The sequence below is a fragment of the Xanthobacter pollutisoli genome (genome assembly GCF_040044995.1).
GTDB lineage: Bacteria > Pseudomonadota > Alphaproteobacteria > Rhizobiales > Xanthobacteraceae > Xanthobacter.
Genome location: NZ_JBDZDP010000002.1, coordinates 649,778 through 668,405 on the forward strand (window position 1 = coordinate 649,778; position 18,628 = coordinate 668,405).

The following is an 18,628-nucleotide window of genomic DNA, read 5'->3' on the forward strand; positions in this document are numbered from 1 at the left end:
TGCAAGGGGTTGGGAATGCAAGCAGATTGGCGACGGTCTCAGAGACCGGCCACATAGCTGCTCGGGTCGACGGCGGTGGAGCCCTTGCGGATTTCGAAGTGCAGCTGGGGCGAGTTGACGTTTCCGCTCTGGCCGGCCTTGGCCACGATCTGACCGCGCCGCACGGTGTCGCCGCGCTTCACGCTCAGCTCGCTGTTGTGGGCATAAGCGGTGACATAACCGTCGGCATGCTTGATGAGCACCAGGTTTCCGTACCCCTTCAGCTCGTTGCCGGCATAGGCGACGGTGCCATCTTCGGCGGCGCGGACGGCGGTGCCCTCCGGCACGGCGAAGTTCACGCCGTCGTTGTGGGTGCCGCCCGGCTTCGGGCCGAAGGAGGCGATGACGCGGCCGCGCACCGGCGCCCGGAACTGGGGACCCGAGCCGGAGGCGCGGGGGGCATCGTCGGCATCGTCGGCGGGGGTGACCTTGGCGGCCGTCTCCACCTTCGGCTCCGGCGCGTTGGACTTCGCCACCGCCTGGGTGGGAGCGGCGGCAACGGTCTTGCCGGAGGCCGGAGCCACAGGGGGCGCGGCCTGGGCGGTCACCGGCGCGGTGGGCGCGGGCTTGGCGGCGGCGGTCGCGGCCGGCGCGGGGGCCGGCTTGCCAGCAGCGGGGGGCGCGAGGGTCTGCTGGGCGGCGGCGGCCTGGGGCGGCTTGGCCGCCGGAGCGGCCTGGGCGGCGCGGGCCTGGCTCGTGCCATTGCCGCCGGGAGGAATGATGAGGCTCTGGCCGGTGCGCACCGTGCCGCCGGCGGGAATGTTGTTGGCGATGGTCAGCGAGGCCACCGACACATTGTACATGCGCGAGATGGAGCCCAGCGTCTCGCCTTCCACCACCACATGGGTGCCGGCAGCGGCGGGGCGGCCGGCGGGAGTGGCGGCGGCATAGCCCGGCGCGCCATAGAGCGGCTGGGTGCCGCCGGCCGAGGCATAAGAGGACGGCTGGAAGCCGGGGCCGGACGAGCCGCTGGGCGGCGCGGACGCCCGCGGGGCGCCATAGGCGGGCGCAGCGCCGTATCCCGGCGCCGAGCCGGGCGCCTGGCCGGGCGGCGGCAAGGGTGCGGACTCCACCCGGCTCGACGGCGCAGCGCCGAGCGATCCGGTGACGTCGCCGCCTCCGCCATAGCCGACCTGGCCCTGGCCCTGGTATCCGCCGGCATAAGCGCCGCCTGCGGGAGGCGGCACGGGAGAGTCGGCCACAAAGCGCGTGGTATCCGAGCTGCAGCCCGCCACCGCCCCGGACACGAGCCCGATCAGCGCCAGTCGCGCGAAGACGTTACGCCCGTGAGTCTCGCTGGAATTACGCATGTGGCCCAACTCGCACGCAACAAAAGTACGGCTGGCAGTTAAGCGTCCGATGCGTAAACGGCGGCTTAAGTCGCCCGGCCTTGGCACGCGTGGGACCAACTTTCGCCCCACCCGTGGCAGGATGGCAACAGATCCACCCAACCTGTTGACAAATCGTCAGTTCGCAGGCGGCGGCTTGACCGCGGCGGCACCGCTTTCGGCGGTATCCGTCACCGCATGGCCCAGCTGGTTCACGTGCTGCCCGTAGTGGGCCCGCGTATTCTCGTCGACCACCGCGACCGGCGCGGCGATGACGAGACCCGCGGCCGTGCCCACGGTGGAAGCGGCGTCGGTGGTCATCTTGATGATGTGCTCGCCCACGCCCACGCGGGAGTCCGTCATGGTCTGGCCCTCGGCGAGGCGGGCGCCGATGGCCTGAACCACCTGCGGGCTTGCGGCGAACTTGCCGTGGGCGAGGGGATCGTTGGTCCGGAGCTTGGTCAGGTCGATGACGTTGATCTGGTTCTTCTCGAACTCGGTGCGGAACGGCTCCTGCTCCGGGTTCACCATGCCGACGCGCGGAACGTCGCCCCACACCCGCTTGGACACCGCGAGGGCCCGGTCGTCCTGCGACACGAACAGGGTGAAGGCGGGGCGGTCCTGCGGTTTCCCGATCTCGTGGAAGAAGGTGTAGAACACGTCCACGTCCACGTCCGGTGCGGCCAGCATCACATATTTGATCTTGGGCAGGATGCGGCCGTTGCGGATCGCCATCTGCCGCAGCGCTTCCAGCGTCACCACATTGCCCATGGAATGGGCGAGGATGGAGATCTCCCCCACATTGGGATCCTTCGCCATGAAGGTGAGCAGCCGCTCCAGCGAGTCGCGCGAGAAGGACGTGCTCTCCCGGTCATAGCCATAGGCCAGCAGGCTGCCGCGCGACGGCCAGGTGAAGAGCACGGGCGTCACCGGCGCGCCGGAATCGTGGATGATCTGGGCGAAGCGGAACACCGCGTCGTCGAAGCGCTGATTGTAGCCGTGCACGAACACCAGCGCCTGCCGGCCGGGGGTGCGCCGGATGCGATCGTGGAACCAGCTGACCGCCTGCTCCTGGGTCATGGCATCGAGCTTCGTGGTGACGAAGTCCGTCGCGGGATTGCCGGGAATGCTGCGCGGCCATTGCACGTCGCCGGCCTTGCGGGCGCCGTCGGGCGGGATCGAGACCTCGATCTCCGCATAGCTCGGGGTGCGGGCGCGCTCGCCGTTGAACACGTCCGGCCCGTCGGTGCGCTCGCGCACCGTCGCCACCACCATGTTCACGCGCGAGGTCCCGGGAACGGTGTCGGCAACAGGAATGAGCGCACCCGGCGGACGCCCGGCGCAGCCGGCCAGCGCGCCGAAAAGCAGCGCGCACGCGACGATCCGCTGTCCCCGGCCGAAAACCGACTGCAATTCACGTTCCCCGCATGAAGCTGGATCCATGCGATAGCCGACCCCATGGAGGGCCGCAACCTTGGGCGCTACCAAGATACCAAGCGCTTTCCGGTTTGGTTCACAGTGTGGCAGCGGCGCCCGGCACCAGGGGAACGAACCTCACCTTCATCAGGTCGGTGCGGGTGCGCCCGGACTGTTCCTTGACGTAGCGCACCAGGGTCTGGACCTCCTCCGGCGCGCCCACGGGCATGACGATGACGCCGCCGAACTTCAGCTGGTCCACCAGCGCCATGGGGATGTCCGGCGCGGCCGCCGTCACGAGGATGCGGTCGAAGGGCGCGCGGGCGGGCATGCCCAAGGTGCCGTCGCCCACATAAGCCGTGCAGTTGCGCAGGCCCAGCACCTCGAAGCGGGTCTGCGCCTCGCCCACCAGCGAGCGATAGCGATCCACCGTCACCACCCGCGCGGCGAGATGCGACAGCACCGCGGCCTGATAGCCGGAGCCGGTGCCCACCTCCAGCACCGTATGGTCTGCGGTCACGCCGAGGGCTTCCGTCATGGCGGCGACGAGGCTCGGCTGGGACATGGTCTGGCCGCAGGCGATGGGCAGCGCCACGTCGTCATAGGCATGGCGCCGCAGCATGGGATCGACGAAGAGCGGCCGGGGCACCAGTTCCATGGCCCGCAGCACGGCGACGTCGCGGATGCCGCGCTGGCGCAGGCCGAGGATGAAGGCTGCGCGTTCTGCCTGTTCGCCGTCGCTGTCCCCGGTGGTCATGCCGCCGTCCGCCCCCAGTTCCCTGAAACCTGTGGCCCGCACCCTCTGGCCCTTGAAACCTATAGCAGAACGAAAGGCACCTCCAGCCGGTCTCCCGCGGGGGAGCACGGCCGGCGGCTTGCGCGGCGACGGCCGATCGGACACCCTCGCGCCGCCATGCGCCCGGACGCCCTTCTCCCGCTTTTTGCGCCCCTCGACAGCCTCCCCGGCATCGGTCCCAAGCTGATGAAGCCCTATGCGCGGCTGCTCGGCCGCGAGATGCCGCGGGTGATCAACCTGCTGTTCCACATGCCGTCCGGCTTCGTCGACCGCCGCGCCCGCCCGCTCATCGCCGAGGCGGTGCCCGAGACCGACGTGACAATCGAGGTCCAGGTGGACGGCCACCAGCCGCCGCCCCCCGGGAGCCGCGCGCCGCACCGCACCTTCCTGTCCGACGCCAGCGGCGACCTCGTGGTAGTGCATTTCAAGATCGAGCCGGCCCGCATCGAGCACATGCTGCCGGTGGGCGCGCGGCGCTGGCTGTGCGGGCGCATCTCGCTCTACGACGGCATGCGCCAGATGACCCATCCCGACCGCATCCTCGACGCGGCCGGCGTCGAGCGGCTGCCGGCGGTGGAGCAGACCTATCCGCTGGTGGAAGGGCTCGCCTCCGGCCACCTCAGGCGGGCCATGGAGGCAGCGCTCCAGCGGGTGCCGGAACTGCCCGAGTGGATCGCCGCGGATCTCAGGGCGGCGCGCGGCTGGCCCTCCTTCCGCGAGGCGCTGGCGCGGCTCCACCGACCCTCCTCGCCGCACGAGGCGACGCCGGCCGGAGCGCCCTGGCGGCGGCTCGCCTTCGACGAGCTGCTGGCCCACCAGATCACCCTCGCGCTGGTGCGGGCGCAGGAGGAGAAGGCCGGCGGCCGCGCCACGCGGGGCGACGGGCGGGTCATCGAGCGCCTGATGGCCGCCCTGCCCTTCCGCCTGACCGGGGCGCAGGAGACGGCGCTCGTCGCCATCCGTGCCGACCTTGCCGCCGAGACGCGCATGCTCCGCCTGCTGCAGGGCGACGTGGGCTCGGGCAAGACCGTGGTGGCGCTCATGGCCGCCGCCATCGCCGCCGAGGCCGGGCGGCAGACGGCCCTGATGGCGCCCACCGAGATCCTCGCCCGCCAGCATCATGAGACCATCGCCCCGCTTGCCGCGGCGGCGGGGCTTTCCACCGCCGTGCTCACCGGCCGGGAGAAAGGCCGCGCTCGCGAGGCGGTGCTCGGCGGGCTGGCGGGCGGCACGACCGACCTCGTCGTCGGCACCCATGCGCTGATTCAGGACGACGTGGCCTTTCGCGATCTGGCGCTCGCCGTGGTGGACGAGCAGCACCGGTTCGGCGTCGAGCAGCGTCTCGCCCTCGCCCGCAAGGGGGAAGCGGTGGACATGCTGGTGATGACCGCGACCCCCATTCCGCGCACCCTGGTGCTCACCCTGTTCGGCGACATGGACGCCAGCGAGCTGCGCGAGAAGCCGCCGGGCCGGCAGGCCATCGATACCCGTGCCCTCCCCCTCGACCGGCTGGACGAGGTGGTGGCGGGCGTCGGCCGCGCTTTGGCAGCCGGTGCGCGCGCCTATTGGATCTGTCCATTGGTGGAGGAGACCGACACCTCGGACCTTGCCGCGGCCACCGAACGGTTCGAGGCGCTGAAATCCGTCTTCGGCGAGACCGTGGGGCTCATTCACGGCCGCATGTCCGGCAGCGCCAAGGACGAGGCCATGGCGCGCTTCGCCCGCGGCGACACCCGCCTCCTCGTCGCCACCACCGTGGTGGAGGTCGGGGTGAACGTGCCCGAGGCCACGGTGATGGTCATCGAGCACGCCGAGCGCTTCGGGCTCGCCCAGTTGCACCAACTGAGGGGGCGGGTGGGGCGCGGCGACAAGCCGTCCACCTGCCTCCTGCTCTATCGCGCACCGCTGGGCGAAACCGCCAAGGCGCGCCTCGCCATCCTGCGCGAAAGCCAGGACGGCTTCCGCCTCGCCGAGGAGGACCTGAGGCTGCGCGGCGAGGGCGACGTGCTCGGCACCCGCCAGAGCGGCCTGCCCGGCTTCCGCCTCGCCCGCATGGAATGGCACGCCGGCGAGGTGGAGGCGGCGCGCAGCGCGGCCGCAGCCCGCGTGCGCACTGATCCTGACCTAGCGGCACCCGAGGCGCAGCCGCTCCATGTCCTGCTGCACCTGCATGAGCGCGATGCGGCGGTGCGCTTGCTCTCCGCCGGGTGAGGGGCCATCGTCGCCCTATGAGTCCCGGTTCCGGTCCCGGCCCCGACGCCGCCAGCCCGTCGCCCGTCCCGCCTCCAGCCCCCGCGCCTCCCCCGCCCGCCGCGCCGCCGGCGCCCAGCGAGCGGATGGCGTCGGCGCGCTGGAGCCGGGCCGCTATCTACCGCAGGCTGCTGTTCGCGGCCGGCATGGTCTTCCTCGTCATCGGCGCCATCGGCATGGTGGTGCCCATGCTGCCGGGCACGGTGTTCCTCATCCTCGCCGCCTGGTGCTTCGCCCGCTCCTCGCCGCGGTTCGAGACGTGGCTCCTGACCCATCGCTATCTCGGACCGGGCGTCGCCCGCTGGCGCGCCACCGGCGCCATCCCGCCGCTGGTGAAGCTGTTCGCCTTGTCGAGCTTCGTCGGCACCTTCACCGGCAGCTGGTATTTCGGCGCGCCGACGCCGGTGCTGGCGCTGCTCGGTGTGGTCTTCATCCTGCTCGCGGTGTTCATCGCCACCCGGCCGAACCGGTAGGATCAGCCCGCAGGCGCCGGCTGGGCGGGCGGTTCCACCGCCTCCTCGGTCGCCTCGTCGACGCGGGAGAACACCGCCGTCACGTCGGCAAAGACCTGGAGGTCCGCCGCCAGCAGGTCCTGCACCGCCGGCCACTCAGCCACCTGGTCACGCAGTTCGCCCACCTGGCGGGACCACGACAGGTCGGGAAGCGGCGGCAGGTCCAGCTCCAGCACGGCGCGCAGGGTTGCCCAATAATCGTCCTCGGCGCCGGCGAGGCCCAGCACGTCCATCTCCGAGAGGGTGTCGAGGGCGTTCTCCACCGCCGTCGCCTCCAGCGCATCGTCGGAGCCGCGGCAGGTGAGCAGCCGGGAAAGCGGGTCGGCCAAAAGGCTGCGCTCGAACGGCGGCAGGCCGGCGAGCCACGCCTCGAGGTCCGCCATCTCGGCCAGCTCTGCCTTGCCGAGGCTGTCCACCAGCGGGCGGAACGTCTCGTTCAGCACCGAATAGGCGAGGTTGGGCGTCTTCACCGCCCAGCGCAGCACCAGCAGCTGCTCGGCCAGTTCCTCCAGCGGATCGCGCAGCAGGACGGTGGACTTGAACCCGCGGTCCTGCAGCAGCGGCTCGTAGGTGCGGAAGAAGATCCGGCCGGTGCAGTAGATGGAGGGGGTGAAGGCGATGCCGAGGATGGACTTCACCGCCTCCTCGGGGATGCGCTCCAGCCGGGTGAAGGTCATGTGGAAGAGGTCCTGGATCGGCAGGTTCAGCGCCGCCTGCGCCACCACCCGCGTCTCCAGCCGGAACAGCTTCTGGTCCGCCCGCGCCGTATCCGGGCGGCGGCGGTAGATGCGGATGTTGGTGGTCTCGTCGTAGAGCTCGATGTCGCGCACCTCGGGCAGGCCGGGCACCACGTGCTCGTCCACCACGAAGCCGCAGATGCCGGTCTCGTGCAGACCCTGCTCGCGCAGCAGGGGCCGCAGCACCGTGGCCGGAATGACCTTGCGCAATTCGCCGCCGATCAGGATGGACACGTGGGGCGTCGCCGCCGGATTGTCCGGCATGATCCAGCCGACGATGCGCGCGCCGGCATCCTCGTCGATGCTAAAGAGCACGCCCGCCCTCCCTTCCGCCTGCCGCCCGGACGATCGCGATCATGAGGCTCCTCAGCGGCGATGGTCGCGGATCACCGCCACCAGCACCATGGCGTTGACCCAGAAGATGCCGGCGAGCACCAGCACGAACAGGCCGGTCTGCCACCACACCGGCTCGGCGGCGGTGGTGGGCAGGCTCGGCGGCACGAACACGTTGACGAAGGCGCTCTGCGCCCGCGCCCGCCGCTCCGCTTCCTGCAGGCCGGAGACGGCAATGGACTGCATGGTCTCGGCGAAGCGCACCTCCAGCTCGGATTCCTCATAGGCCGCGAGGCCCGCGACGGCGGTGGTGCCAGCACCCCCGGTACTGCCGAAGCGCTTGCGGAACGCCGCCATCTCGGAATCGATGGCGGCCACCCGGTCGCGCAGCACGCCGAGCATGGGCCCGTCGGGGGCGGAGAGCTTCTCCAGCGCGCGCATCTCGCGGTCGGCGGTGATGCGCTCCTGCTCCAGCCGCATGAGGCTGGCGCCGAGCGCCTCGGCGGCCTGCACCGGATCCACCGCGCGCTGGCGCGCACGCCACTCCTGCTGGCGGATCAGGGCCTGCATGTAGCGGGCGCGGGCGCGGTCGAGCTGCTCCGCCGCGCGGCCGACGCTGTCGGCGCGGGAGCGCGCGACGATGTCGTTCAGCAGCACCTCGCCGTCGCGCACGACCCGCTCGGCGAGGATGCGCGCATCCTGCGGCGAGAAGGCCCGCACCCGGAGCAGCACGATCTCCGACCGGCGGTCCACTGCGGCGGTGACGTGGCTGTTCCAGTAGCGCCAGAGCGCCTCCTGGCTCGCATCCGGGCTGAGGCGCGACAGCGGGTCGAGGCCGGGGCGGAAGAAGAAGGCGCGCAGCCAGCCGTCGGCATCCAGCTTCGCCACATAGGAGCGGCTGGCGATGTAGTTGGTCAGGACGAATGGCGCCTGGCTCTGGTTGGCGCCGCCGAGCCCGCCGAACAGGCTGGACAGGCCGCGCACCACGCCGGAGACGACGCCGCGCGTGCCGCCCTCTTCGTCGCCATCGGGACTGGCCCGCTCGCCGAGGGATTCGCGCACCGCGAGGCGCGCCTCGGAAACATAGACGGGACTTGCCACAACCCCCGCATAGAAGGCGCACACCGCCGCCGGCAGCAGGACCACGATCACGAAGCTGAGCCGCAGCATTGCGAACCAGCGCGCCGAGCTGGTCGCCGCCTCCTCCCGCGTGCGCGGCAGGCGCCGCCAGCGCAATGCGGGGCGAACGAACGGCAGCACGGCGAGGGCGCGGCTGCGCTCGATCAGGACCCGGATCGGCGGCGCCGTGGGCAGGGCCATCCTCACCTCGCCTTCAGGACCACGACGTCCTGGAAATCGTGCAGCGCCCCCGCGCCGATGCCCACCACTTCGAAGAAGCCGCTCCACACCGCGCGCACATAAGCGCTCGAGATGAAGGTGATGCCGTATTCGTAAGCGTCGCTGGTGAGATGGCCGTCCTGGCGGATGAAGGCGTAGCCCCGGCCCTCGGTCATCTCGCGGGCGGCGGCGTCGAGCCGGTCCTGCGGAATGGCCAGCATGTCGAAGATGCGCGGCTCGCCGCAGGCCCGCTCGAAGGCGCGGTCCCCGTGGATCGAGAGGAAGAGATGCGCCCCCGGCCGCGTCACGCGCTTGAGCTCGGCGAGATAGAACAGCTGATCCTCTTCATTGAGATGGCTGAAGACCGAAATGGAGATGACCGCATCGAAGCTCGCCGCCGGGGCGGGAAGCGGCGCGCGGGGGGTGTTGGCCACCGCCTCCACATGGTCCAGGTTCTCCCCCACCCAGGCGATATGGCGGGTGTCCACGTCCATTCCCACGTAGCGCCCGCGAAAGCCGTGGAACAGGCGCGCCACGCGCCCGACGCCCACGCCGAAGTCCAGCACGGCGGCATAGTCGCGCAGCGGGGCCGGGCTCAGGGCCTGGAGGGCGCGCATGAAATCGACGCCATGGCTGGCGAAGTCGCGCGGCTCGGTCAGCCCGGTGGTGTTGTGCATCAGCTCCACCGGCGGGAACGGCGCGAGGGCGCCTTCGGGCGCTTCGGCAGCAAGGTTCAGCGCCAGCCAGCCGTCGAAATCCCCGGCAATGCCGATGGGCGCCCGTGCCAGCACGTCGTCGCTTCCCGCCGCATCCGCCATCTGCTCACCTTGTCTGCGTTGCATGGTCCCGCCCGGCTCCGCCGGCGCGGGCGCGATCATAGAAGGCGACCACATCGTCGACCATATGACGCGATGTACGCTCATAGGACGTCGTGGCCGCCAATGCGCCGGCCAGCTGCGGCTCGGCAGCAAGGCGCGCCAGGCGTGCCGCAAGGGCCGGCACCGACCCCTTCTCGAAGGTGAAGCCGTTGCGCCCCTCTTCCACGAACTCGCTCATGCCCTCCACGTCGGCCACCAGAACGGGTGTGTGGGTCGCAAGCGCCTGGAGCAGGATCAGCGGGCTGTTCTCCACCCATGTGGAGGGAATGACCAGCACGTCGAGCCCGGCCAGAACCTCGGCAATGCGCTCGATAGCGAAGGTGCCGCGGAACGTTACGTCTAGCCCGGAGGCAAGCCCGCGCACCCGCGCCGCATAGACGGGGTCCATGCGCTCGTCGCCATAGACGTCGAGGGCGAAGGCGCCCGCCTGCGCCTGCCGCAGGGCATCGAGCAGGAGGTGGAGGCCCTTGTGGGGCGCCAGCTGGCCGATGAAGCCGAGGCGGATCGGCCCGCCGTCCCGCACGGGCTTCGCCGCGCGGTCGATGTCGATGCCGAAGCGGCACAGCTCCGTGGGCACGTCGATGCCGCTGCGGGCATAGCTCTCCCGCATGAAGCGGGTGGGCACCAGCGCGCCCGCATACGCCCCATAGGCCGCGGCGAGGTGGCCGGGGCGCGCGGCGAGGGCGGCGATGGTGGGACGCCATTCGGCCGGCGCGAGACCCGGCGCCCGCGCGACGACGCGAGGCACGACGGCGCGCATCAGCGCACTGGAGGCCCCCCTCGTCTCGGCCGGATAGAAGGCGCAGGCGACGCAATTGGCGCGCAACCGGTCCGGGCCGCGGCAGAGGCTGCCATCGGCGGCGTTCAGCTTGTTGTTGTAGCAAAAGCCGAAGAAGTCGGTGAACGACGCGACCGTGGTGAGGCCGAGCCGCTGCGTGACCTCCAGCAGGGCCGTGGTGTGGTTGATGAGGTGGCAGACATGGACCATGTCCGGCTGGATATGGCGCAGGATCCGCTCGTGCACGAAGCGCAGCGCCGGCAGGTCGTAGGTATCGCGCACGCCGGTATTGGGATGGACGTTGCGGTCGATGCGGATCACCGGCACGCCATCGAAGCTGTAGCGCTCGACGAGGCTGTCTTGGGCTGGCTCGCCGGGAAAGGTCGCCGCCACCACCACCGGCTCGTGACCCAGCGCGGCCAGCTCGCGCGCTAGGGTTCTTGTGTAACTTTCAGTGCCGTAGAAGTGCTCGGGATAATAGCAGTGGACGAAAAGAGCGATCCGCATTGCACGTCCAGCTCGGTCCTCAGCTCGCTGAGCAGCATCTCGATTCCGAGATCGAGGTCGATGGCCGGCGTCCACCCGAGGCGTTCGTCGGCGCGCCGAATGTCCAGCACCGAAGCCGAGACGTCGAACTGGCGCGGCGCGACCCGCTCGATGGGCAGGCGACGGCCCACGACGCGCTCAAGCTTTGCGATCACGTCCATGAGCGAATGGCCCACGCCTGACCCTATATTGATGGGGCCGGCGACATTGTGGCGGGTGCCGGCGGCGATCATGGCCGAGACCACGTCGTCCACATGCACGAAGTCGCGCACCACCGCGCCGCTGCCGAACACCTTGAGCGGCTCGCCCCTCAGTGCGGCACGGGCGAACAGGGTCACGGCGCCGAGGCCGCGCGTTTCGTGCTGGCGGGCGCCGTAGCAATTGCCGACGCGAAGAGCAATGCCGTCCACGCCGTACAGCAGGCGGAACTTCTCCAGATAGTGCTCCACCGTGAGCTTGGAGATGCCGTAGGCGCTGAGTGGACGCGTGGGATGCAGCTCGCTGACGGGCAAATGATCCGCCGGGCCGTAGACGCTGCCGCCGGACGACGCGAACACGATGCGCACGCCCGGCGCGCGCCGGGCAGCTTCCATCATCCGCACGCTGCCGACCACATTCTCCAGGATATCGCGGGAGGGATCGAGGCTGGCGCTGGAGGGGATGCTGGACCACGCGAGATGGTAGATGGTGTCGACGCCGTCGAGGAGTTCGTCCCAGTCCTCGAAGGTCGCGAGGTCGACGCTGCGCCACCGCAGGCCGGGCACGGCCGGCAGGTCCACGAGGGTCCGGGCCGTCGCGATGGTTCCGACCGCGCTGCGCGACAGGCGCTCGCACAGGCGACGGCCGATGACGCCGCTGCCGCCAACTACCAGTGAAGTCATTCAGAACCCGGAGATACGGGGCCGCCCCCGCACCTCTCCTCTGAGGCGACGGGGTATGAATCCGCCACCGGGTGAAGCCCCGCGAACAGCAGATCCAAAAGCCCCCAGGACGCCCTCAAGAGGCGGCGGTGCGGCCGATTTTCCTGCCCTTCCCTGCTACCGTAGCGAGAAACGCCTACAACCGCCATACGACATTTTGCACTGCGGCATTGCCAAGCTGCGGGGAAAATCGGCCTCGTGTCTTGCGGGTCACACTTCGGCGTACAGCTCGGCCGGGGGGAATCCCGGCATCAGATCGCACGGACGACCGAGAGCTTGGGCGTACACGTCGGCATAGCCGGCGATCATCCCCTCGAGCCCGAAGAGGCGGGCACGGGCGCGGTTGGCGGCGCCGAGTTCGTCCAGCCGGTCCGGCGCATCCAGCAGGTCGGTGATGAGGGTTGCGAGGCCATCGGCGTTGTCCGCCAGCGTCTCGCTGCCCCCGAGGATCTCCGGCAAGGCACCCACGCGATAGCCCGCCACCGCCTGCCCCATGGCCATGGCAAAGGGCGTCACCTGGCCGAAGCTCTCTTGCACCACCGGCGCCGCGAACAGGCGGAAACGGCTGTAGAGCTCGGGCAGAGCCGCGAAGGGCACGGTGCCGGTGAACTCGAAATTGTCCCGCACGCCCGCCGCGACGGTGCGGGCGAGGAAGACCGGCCGCAAGTCGCCGTCGCCGACCACGAGCACCCGCGTTTTCGGCCGCCGCCGGGCCACGGCGATCAGCGGCTCGATGGAGGCATCGTCCAGCTTGTCGCGATCGAGGCGGTAGACCATCCCGATGGTGTCGCCGGAATCTGCGGCGAACGGACGCGGCGCGAACAGGTCGAGGTCGATGCCGGGGTGGATCACCCGGCCGTTGGTCACGTCCGGCGCGAAGACCTGCCGGATGTGGTCGGAAACGAAGACGTAGGTGTGCAGCCGCGCGTCACGCAGCGGCTCCACCGGCGTGTTTACATTCTCCACCAGCGTGGCGGGGCTGGCCCGCGCGGCCTCGAGCGCCGCCTCGTACCACGGCCGGTCGCTGCCGCCCCAGTAATGGAAGTGGATGAGATCGGGTGCGACGGCGGCGAGCACCAGCGCGAACGCCGAGGCCGGGCTGCCGAGGGGCAGTTGGTGGATCACCATGCCCTCATGGCGCCCGCCCGGCGGCAAGGCGGCGGTGACCACCTGCATGTCGTAGCGGTGGCCGAGGCGCTCGTGCAGGTCCACCACCAATTGCGTCGACCCGCCGACGAAAACGTTGGGGATGACGTGCAGCACCCTCGGCCGCGCCGGCACCGGCGGATGATGGGGACGGACGCGGTAGACCACCCCCCTCGTGCCGAACATCAAGGTCGCGAAGTCCCGCCCGAAGACCCGCGCCACCCGCCCCGGCCGCACCCGGGCATGCAGCGCGCCGGAGGCGTCGCGCACGCTGGCGGTGCCAGTGAGGACGGCGGCTTCCGCCATAGCGCGCAGATGGGCCAGCGCTGGGCCGGGACTCACCACGAGATCGCGCAGGCGGGACAGCGGCAGCGGCAAGGCGAGGGGCGGACGCGGCGGGGGCCCGGCGGCGAGCTGCTCCACCTTGTAGCCGACGAGGTTGGCATGGTCCTGCAGGGCCTCGAGCCGGGCGGCGAGGTCGTCCTGCCGGGCGACGAGCGCGGCGAGCAGGGCTTCCATGCGGTCAAGCTGTTCGCGCAGGGCATGCCCCTCGCCTTCCGCAAGGCCGCGCTCGGCCGCCGGCTCAAGCGATGCGGACACGGGGGATTCGGGCGCCGCCTGAGGGGCCGGCGCGGCAACAGGCAGGCCCGGCGCGGGGGTTGGCGCGAAACTCATGGGGTGAAACTCATGGGTGGGCGCGGGCGTCTCGGTCAAGGCGTCTCGGTTCGGACGGATTCGTCGCGGACGATGCGGCGGCCGACGACCGGACGGCCCCGGCGCGGGCCGGCGGCGTCCGGCGCGGCCATGGGCTAGGATAGACACACAACGTCGCCGGCTGCTAGTACCGCCATGGACTTGCGTCCATGGGTTGAAGGCGCGCCGGCGATCGGGGACAGCTTGGCGGCGGGAGGATTTGAAGGTGAATCAGGAGGTCGCGTCATCGGCCCGGCGGCTGCCGGCGCATGATGGCTCCCGCGACGGCCTTATCCGCCGGAACGCGCGGCTGCGCGAGGAGCTGCGCCGGCAGGCGCGCGCGGCGCGCATGCGCCAGTCGGTGGTGCGGCCTTCCGCCGCCGCCTTCTGGGGCGCCGAGGTCCGCGCCATCGCCGAGTTCCGCCTGCCTTTGATGGCGAGCTTCATCGCCGTGGCGGTGGTGCCCTCGCTGCTGGTGGCGATCTATTTCGTCTTCTTCGCGTCCAGCCAGTATCTCTCCGAGGCGCGGTTCGCGGTGCGCGCCTCCGAGCATGCCGGACTGGAGGGCCTCGCCGGCGCCGCCGGGCTCCAGGGCCTCGCCGAGGTGCAGGACAGCCTCATCATCGCCAATTACGTCAAGAGCCTTGCCGTGGTGTCGGCGCTCGACGAGCGGATCCACCTGCGCGAGCTGTTCTCGCGGCCGGACATCGACTTCTTCTCCCGTTTCAACCCCAACAAGCCCATCGAGCGGCTGGAGAAGAGCTGGCGCCAGCAGATCGAGACCGCCATCGAGGCGCCGTCGGGCATCATCACGGTGCGGGTCTGGGCCTTCTCGCCGCAGGATTCGCTGAAGATCGCGCAGGCCATCGTCGGCCTGTCGGAGGACATGGTGAACCGCCTCGGCGAGCGCACCCGCACCGACGCCATCGCCCAGAGCGAGAAGGAGGTGGCGCGGGCCGAGGAGCGCCTGCGCAAGGCGCGGTCCGCGGTGCGCGACCTGCGCAACGAGGTGGGCGTCATCGACCCCTCCCGCACCAACGAGGGCATCGGCAAGCTCATCGGCGAGCTGGAGAGCGACCAGGTGCTGATCGACCAGGAGCTGTCCACCGCCCGCCGCATGCTGAGCCCGGACGCCCCGCAATTCGCCCTGCTGGAGGCGCGGCGGCAGGCGATCCGCGAGAACATCGCCATCCTCAAGGCCCGCCTCACCACCGGGCCGGGTTCCGACAAGGACACCCTCTCGGCGGTGATGACGCGCTACGACACGCTGGACCTGGAACGCCAGATCGCCGAGCGCCAGTACACTGCCGCTGCCGCCGCGCTGGAGCAGGCGCGCATCGCCGCCGAGCGGCAGGGCATGTATCTCGCGACCTTCGTGAAGCCGGTGCTGGCGCAGGAGGCGGACTGGCCCCACCGCTTCTGGATGCCCATGGCGGCGGCGCTGGTGTTCGCCCTCGCCTGGCTGCTTCTGGTGTCGGCCTTCGAACTCATGCGGCACCTGAAGGCGTGAGCGCATGATCGTCATCGACCACCTCACCAAGACCTACTGGACCCATTTCCGGCGCAAGGTGGTGCTCTCCAACGTGTCGGTGAACCTCGACCCGCGCACCAGCTACGGCCTTCTGGGGCAGAACGGCGCCGGCAAGTCCACCTTCCTCAAGCTCATCGCCGGCACCGAGGCGCCGACCTCCGGCCGCATCTACCGCTCGGTGCGCCTGTCGTGGCCGCTGGGCTTCGCCGGCGGCTTCCATCCGCTGATGACGGGGCGCGAGAACGTGCGCTTCCTCGCCCGCGTCTATGATGCCGACATCGCCGAGGTGACCGAGTTCGTGGAAGACTTCTCGGAGCTCGGGCGCGACCTCGACATGCCGGTGAAGACCTATTCCTCGGGCATGACCTCGCGCCTCGCCTTCGCGGTGTCCATGGCCATCGAGTTCGATTTCTACCTGGTGGACGAGATCACCGCCGTGGGCGACTCGCGCTTCCAGCTGAAGTGCGCCCGCGCCTTCGCCGAGCGGCGGGCGCGCGCCGGGCTCATCATGGCGTCGCATTCCACCGGGACGATCAAGGACTACTGCACGGCCGGGATGGTGCTGCAGAAAGGCCGGCTGATGGTGTTCGAGGACATCAACGACGCCATCGAGGTCCACCGCCAGATGATGGAGGCCTGAGCCATGTCCCGCCCCATGTCGCACGTGCGCCCCGCCGACCGCCCCTCGCGCCACGCCGCCGAAAGCTGGTCCGCCGCCTCATCCATGCATGCGCGGGTGGTGGGCGCCGTCATCATGCGCGACCTCCAGACCCGATTCGGCACCGGCTATTTCGGGTTCCTGCTGGGGCTGGTGATGCCGCTAGGGCATTTGACTGTAGCGATCGGAGTCACCCTCCTCCTGGGGCGCCCAGCGCCTCTCGGGTCAGACAATGCCGTGTTCCTCATGACCGGCGTCCTGCCTTTTATCCTCTGGCTCTACAGCCATCGTCAGATTATGCTCACCCTCGCACAAAATAGGCCTCTGCTCTACTTTCCGGGCGTGGATGTATTCGACCTTTTCGCAGCTCGAATAATTCTTGAGGTCGTGACAGGAACTCTAGTCGTCATTATCGTTCTGGCTACGCTTTCCATTCTCGGCCATGACCTATTGATTTATAGCTGGCGTGGCTTCGTCTTCGCCCTCATTCTATCCTGGATTTTGGGAATTGCGACGGGACTGGCATTCGGCGCCCTCGGAGCGTTCGCACCGGTTGCCTTTTTGTTTGGAAATATAATCGGCCCTCTACTTTGGGCAATTTCAGGTATATTTTTTCTTCCCGATAGCCTGCCCGACGTTGTCAGAACGATACTTTCTTATAACCCATTATGTCAGATAATCGACTGTCTACGCGTTGCGTATTACTCTGAATATTCTAGCTCGTTTTTCGATCCGTATATTCTGTATGTTTCTATTTTAGTCCTGCTGGCCGTAGGTATGATATTCATCCCCATTGTGCGAAAAGTGGTGTGAATCAAAAGAATAAGGAAGGGTGGAGATGAAAATCGCGGTTGCATGTCTTGCGTACATGAAGAACCCAGCAGGGGCAGCTGTTCTGGCGGAATATTTTCGGGACGCGGCCGATCTGTATCTGCATGTCGATGCAAAATCAGACATTTCTCCCTACGTGGATGTCCAATCTCTGCATCCGAATGTTGTGCTTGCAGCAGAGCGCCATCCAATCTTTTGGGGTGGCTTCAACACGGTCAAGGCCTGCGTCTCGACGATCAAACAGGCTGTGGCAACAAAAGATTATGAGCGGATCCTGTTCATAACGGAGGATACCATTCCCCTACTGGGGCGCAGCACGTTCTGCGAGAGGATGAGTAGCTCTACCGAATGGATCCAAATCTATCCGTCGGACCGGATCGAGTGCCTCACCAGGTATACCCGGTATTTTTTCTACGACTCCTTCGCTACTACCCCCCGTCACTGTGAAATCAATCAACGCGAGTGGACGCCCGACATGGTGACCGCAGTTGGGCGGCTGGACTCATTGATGAAGCGCGGCAAAGCCCCAATCCATCAGATGTTTACCGGAGGTACATGGTGGGGCTTAACACGAGCCTCCATCGATAAATTCATCTCGCGCTACGAGCAGGATGAGCATCTTCGCGAGAGCTTCGAGTTTAGCGCCATCCCTGAGGAGCAGTATTTACATACGGTTCTCGGCAATCTCCCTGACGCGCGCCCGCTGGTTTACACTGATTTTGGGCGGTATCCGCAGCCCTATGTCTTTCAGTCGGTCGCAGAAATAGCGGCCGCCGAAACCCACGGTGCGCCGATGCTGCGAAAAGTGCCTGTAGGGGTCCCCGAGATCGAGGCTTATATCCGCGAGCTGGCTCGCGCTTAGAACAACCGCCACGATCCGTATCTCGCCTCGCCCAAATAGGGACCAGCGCATCGGTCGCCTAGCGACTCAACCGGTACTTCTCCATGTCGGCTTCTTTGTCCACTTACGTCTCAGAAACCTTGCGGCAGCGCGGCATCGATGTTGGTCACAATCTCTCGCCCGCGGCGCACCCTGAGCTCTCGTTTGAGCCCCCGACGCTCGTCACCAAGGAGATTCGCCTCGAATTTCCCTCCCGCTTCGGCGCGTTCACGAAAATCCACGGCCCCGGCCACGTCACCTGGGTGGAAATCGGGCGCTACGGCTCCTTTGCGCCCTTCGTCACGTTGGGCGCCAACGAGCACGACATGCGGCGCCTCTCCACCAGTTCGAGCTTCGAGAATCCGGGGCTGTACGGCTGGGACGTGCTGACCTCGGGTGCCGCCTCGCAGGATTTCCACCCCTTCGAGAAGAGCGTCGCCCCGGTGCGGATCGGCAACGATGTGTGGATCGGGCAAGGGGCCTTTGTGGCATCGGGTGTCACCATCGGAAACGGGGCGGTCGTCGGCGCCCTTTCGTGCGTCACGCGCGACGTGCCCCCCTACGCCATCGTCGCAGGAAATCCCGCGCGGCTCATCCGCTACCGGTTCGACCATGAGACGATCATTCGCCTCGAGCGCCTCGCGTGGTGGCGGTTTGCGCTGGTGGACCTTGCCCGCTTTCCAGTCACCGCGCTGCCCGAATGCCTCGACGCCCTGGAGCGTGCCGTAGAGGCCGGCTCGCTCGAACCTTACGACCCTTCGCCGGTGACGCTCGGCTCGCTCGCCTAGGTTCGGCATTGGAGCCATTCGGGCAATCTGGCTCCATGCATTTTGCGCGACGCGCTGGCCCACGATCCTCCGGGCGGCCATCCTGTCTGGCGCCGGGAACCGGGTCGGCCTGTTTTCTCTTGTTAGAACGGGTGCGGCAAAAGTGCCGCATGCGCGCTGCCTTACGCTCGGACAAGCACCGGGAGTCAATTGCAATCCCCTCGAACAGTGGTAACAACCTACATCCCATC

General features: G+C 68.6%; 16 protein-coding genes. 7 read left to right on the forward strand and 9 right to left on the reverse strand.

What is annotated here, in order from left to right; all coding sequences use genetic code 11:
* Window positions 1-38: 38 nt before the first annotated feature.
* The 3 genes from ABLE93_RS08470 to ABLE93_RS08480 all read right to left on the reverse strand — a co-directional run bounded on the left by ABLE93_RS08470 (window position 39) and on the right by ABLE93_RS08480 (window position 3,540).
* Window positions 39-1,349, reverse strand: a complete 1,311-nt coding sequence (locus tag ABLE93_RS08470; protein WP_348839252.1) for a peptidoglycan DD-metalloendopeptidase family protein — start codon at window positions 1,347-1,349, stop codon at window positions 39-41.
* 156 nt (window positions 1,350-1,505) lie between these two features.
* The gene (locus ABLE93_RS08475; protein WP_348839253.1) at window positions 1,506-2,780 is read right to left on the reverse strand and encodes an alpha/beta hydrolase; all 1,275 of its coding nucleotides are present in this window, start codon (window positions 2,778-2,780) and stop codon (window positions 1,506-1,508) included.
* 100 nt (window positions 2,781-2,880) lie between these two features.
* Window positions 2,881-3,540: a protein-L-isoaspartate(D-aspartate) O-methyltransferase gene (locus ABLE93_RS08480; RefSeq protein WP_348839254.1), complete on the reverse strand. Its 660-nt coding sequence runs from the start codon at window positions 3,538-3,540 to the stop codon at window positions 2,881-2,883.
* Between the two features lie 156 nt (window positions 3,541-3,696).
* Here ABLE93_RS08480 and recG point away from each other — a divergent pair, with 156 nt between their 5' ends.
* Together recG and ABLE93_RS08490 are read left to right on the forward strand one after the other, a co-directional pair.
* A complete protein-coding gene (recG, locus tag ABLE93_RS08485) occupies window positions 3,697-5,790 on the forward strand; it encodes an ATP-dependent DNA helicase RecG (RefSeq protein ID WP_348839255.1) in 2,094 nt (697 codons plus the stop codon).
* 125 nt (window positions 5,791-5,915) lie between these two features.
* The gene (locus ABLE93_RS08490) at window positions 5,916-6,302 is read left to right on the forward strand and encodes a YbaN family protein (RefSeq protein WP_348839256.1); all 387 of its coding nucleotides are present in this window, start codon (window positions 5,916-5,918) and stop codon (window positions 6,300-6,302) included.
* A gap of 2 nt (window positions 6,303-6,304) precedes the next feature.
* Here the strand turns inward: ABLE93_RS08490 and ABLE93_RS08495 are convergent, their stop codons facing one another.
* The 6 genes from ABLE93_RS08495 to ABLE93_RS08520 form a co-directional block, all read right to left on the reverse strand.
* The gene (locus ABLE93_RS08495) at window positions 6,305-7,393 is read right to left on the reverse strand and encodes a hypothetical protein (RefSeq protein ID WP_348839257.1); all 1,089 of its coding nucleotides are present in this window, start codon (window positions 7,391-7,393) and stop codon (window positions 6,305-6,307) included.
* A gap of 51 nt (window positions 7,394-7,444) precedes the next feature.
* Window positions 7,445-8,731 carry a KpsE/RkpR family capsule polysaccharide export protein gene (locus ABLE93_RS08500; protein WP_348839258.1) on the reverse strand — a complete coding sequence of 429 codons (1,287 nt, stop codon included), beginning with the start codon at window positions 8,729-8,731 and terminating at the stop codon, window positions 7,445-7,447.
* A 2-nt stretch (window positions 8,732-8,733) separates the two neighbouring features.
* Entirely contained in the window at window positions 8,734-9,591 is an 858-nt protein-coding gene (locus ABLE93_RS08505) for a class I SAM-dependent methyltransferase (protein ID WP_348839259.1), read from the reverse strand.
* Window positions 9,572-10,912 (reverse strand): glycosyltransferase, encoded by a 1,341-nt coding sequence (locus ABLE93_RS08510; RefSeq protein ID WP_348839260.1) that lies wholly within the window; start codon window positions 10,910-10,912, stop codon window positions 9,572-9,574. The genes ABLE93_RS08505 and ABLE93_RS08510 overlap by 20 nt, the downstream gene beginning before the upstream one ends.
* A complete protein-coding gene (locus ABLE93_RS08515) occupies window positions 10,837-11,832 on the reverse strand; it encodes an NAD-dependent epimerase/dehydratase family protein (RefSeq protein WP_348839261.1) in 996 nt (331 codons plus the stop codon). The genes ABLE93_RS08510 and ABLE93_RS08515 overlap by 76 nt, the downstream gene beginning before the upstream one ends.
* A gap of 249 nt (window positions 11,833-12,081) precedes the next feature.
* Window positions 12,082-13,692, reverse strand: coding sequence for a glycosyltransferase family 4 protein (locus tag ABLE93_RS08520; RefSeq protein WP_348839262.1), 1,611 nt, complete (start codon window positions 13,690-13,692; stop codon window positions 12,082-12,084).
* Window positions 13,693-13,936: 244 nt separating this feature from the next.
* On the opposite strand from ABLE93_RS08520, the gene ABLE93_RS08525 reads away from it, so the two are divergent.
* The 5 genes from ABLE93_RS08525 (at window position 13,937) to ABLE93_RS08545 (ending at window position 18,398) form a co-directional block, all read left to right on the forward strand.
* Window positions 13,937-15,220: a KpsE/RkpR family capsule polysaccharide export protein gene (locus ABLE93_RS08525; protein WP_348839263.1), complete on the forward strand. Its 1,284-nt coding sequence runs from the start codon at window positions 13,937-13,939 to the stop codon at window positions 15,218-15,220.
* A 4-nt stretch (window positions 15,221-15,224) separates the two neighbouring features.
* Window positions 15,225-15,881 (forward strand): ABC transporter ATP-binding protein, encoded by a 657-nt coding sequence (locus tag ABLE93_RS08530; protein WP_348839264.1) that lies wholly within the window; start codon window positions 15,225-15,227, stop codon window positions 15,879-15,881.
* A gap of 3 nt (window positions 15,882-15,884) precedes the next feature.
* A complete protein-coding gene (locus ABLE93_RS08535; protein WP_348839266.1) occupies window positions 15,885-16,712 on the forward strand; it encodes an ABC transporter permease in 828 nt (275 codons plus the stop codon).
* Between the two features lie 25 nt (window positions 16,713-16,737).
* On the forward strand, window positions 16,738-17,592 hold the full coding sequence (locus ABLE93_RS08540; protein ID WP_348839267.1) for a beta-1,6-N-acetylglucosaminyltransferase: 855 nt from the start codon (window positions 16,738-16,740) through the stop codon (window positions 17,590-17,592).
* Window positions 17,593-17,675: 83 nt separating this feature from the next.
* Window positions 17,676-18,398 carry a CatB-related O-acetyltransferase gene (locus tag ABLE93_RS08545; protein ID WP_348839268.1) on the forward strand — a complete coding sequence of 241 codons (723 nt, stop codon included), beginning with the start codon at window positions 17,676-17,678 and terminating at the stop codon, window positions 18,396-18,398.
* The last annotated feature ends 230 nt before the right edge of the window (window positions 18,399-18,628 follow it).

Bases quoted from the DNA above. Each gene is read 5' to 3' on its own strand.
- ABLE93_RS08480 (WP_348839254.1), bottom strand. From the start codon at position 3,540: ATGACCACCGGGGACAGCGACGGCGAACAGGCAGAACGCGCAGCCTTC.
- ABLE93_RS08545 (WP_348839268.1), top strand. From the start codon at position 17,676: ATGTCGGCTTCTTTGTCCACTTACGTCTCAGAAACCTTGCGGCAGCGC.
- ABLE93_RS08490 (WP_348839256.1), top strand. From the start codon at position 5,916: ATGGCGTCGGCGCGCTGGAGCCGGGCCGCTATCTACCGCAGGCTGCTG.
- recG (WP_348839255.1), top strand. From the start codon at position 3,697: ATGCGCCCGGACGCCCTTCTCCCGCTTTTTGCGCCCCTCGACAGCCTC.
- ABLE93_RS08515 (WP_348839261.1), bottom strand. From the start codon at position 11,832: ATGACTTCACTGGTAGTTGGCGGCAGCGGCGTCATCGGCCGTCGCCTG.
- ABLE93_RS08535 (WP_348839266.1), top strand. From the start codon at position 15,885: ATGTCCCGCCCCATGTCGCACGTGCGCCCCGCCGACCGCCCCTCGCGC.
- ABLE93_RS08500 (WP_348839258.1), bottom strand. From the start codon at position 8,731: ATGGCCCTGCCCACGGCGCCGCCGATCCGGGTCCTGATCGAGCGCAGC.
- ABLE93_RS08530 (WP_348839264.1), top strand. From the start codon at position 15,225: ATGATCGTCATCGACCACCTCACCAAGACCTACTGGACCCATTTCCGG.
- ABLE93_RS08520 (WP_348839262.1), bottom strand. From the start codon at position 13,692: ATGAGTTTCGCGCCAACCCCCGCGCCGGGCCTGCCTGTTGCCGCGCCG.
- ABLE93_RS08505 (WP_348839259.1), bottom strand. From the start codon at position 9,591: ATGCAACGCAGACAAGGTGAGCAGATGGCGGATGCGGCGGGAAGCGAC.
- ABLE93_RS08540 (WP_348839267.1), top strand. From the start codon at position 16,738: ATGAAAATCGCGGTTGCATGTCTTGCGTACATGAAGAACCCAGCAGGG.
- ABLE93_RS08510 (WP_348839260.1), bottom strand. From the start codon at position 10,912: ATGCGGATCGCTCTTTTCGTCCACTGCTATTATCCCGAGCACTTCTAC.
- ABLE93_RS08470 (WP_348839252.1), bottom strand. From the start codon at position 1,349: ATGCGTAATTCCAGCGAGACTCACGGGCGTAACGTCTTCGCGCGACTG.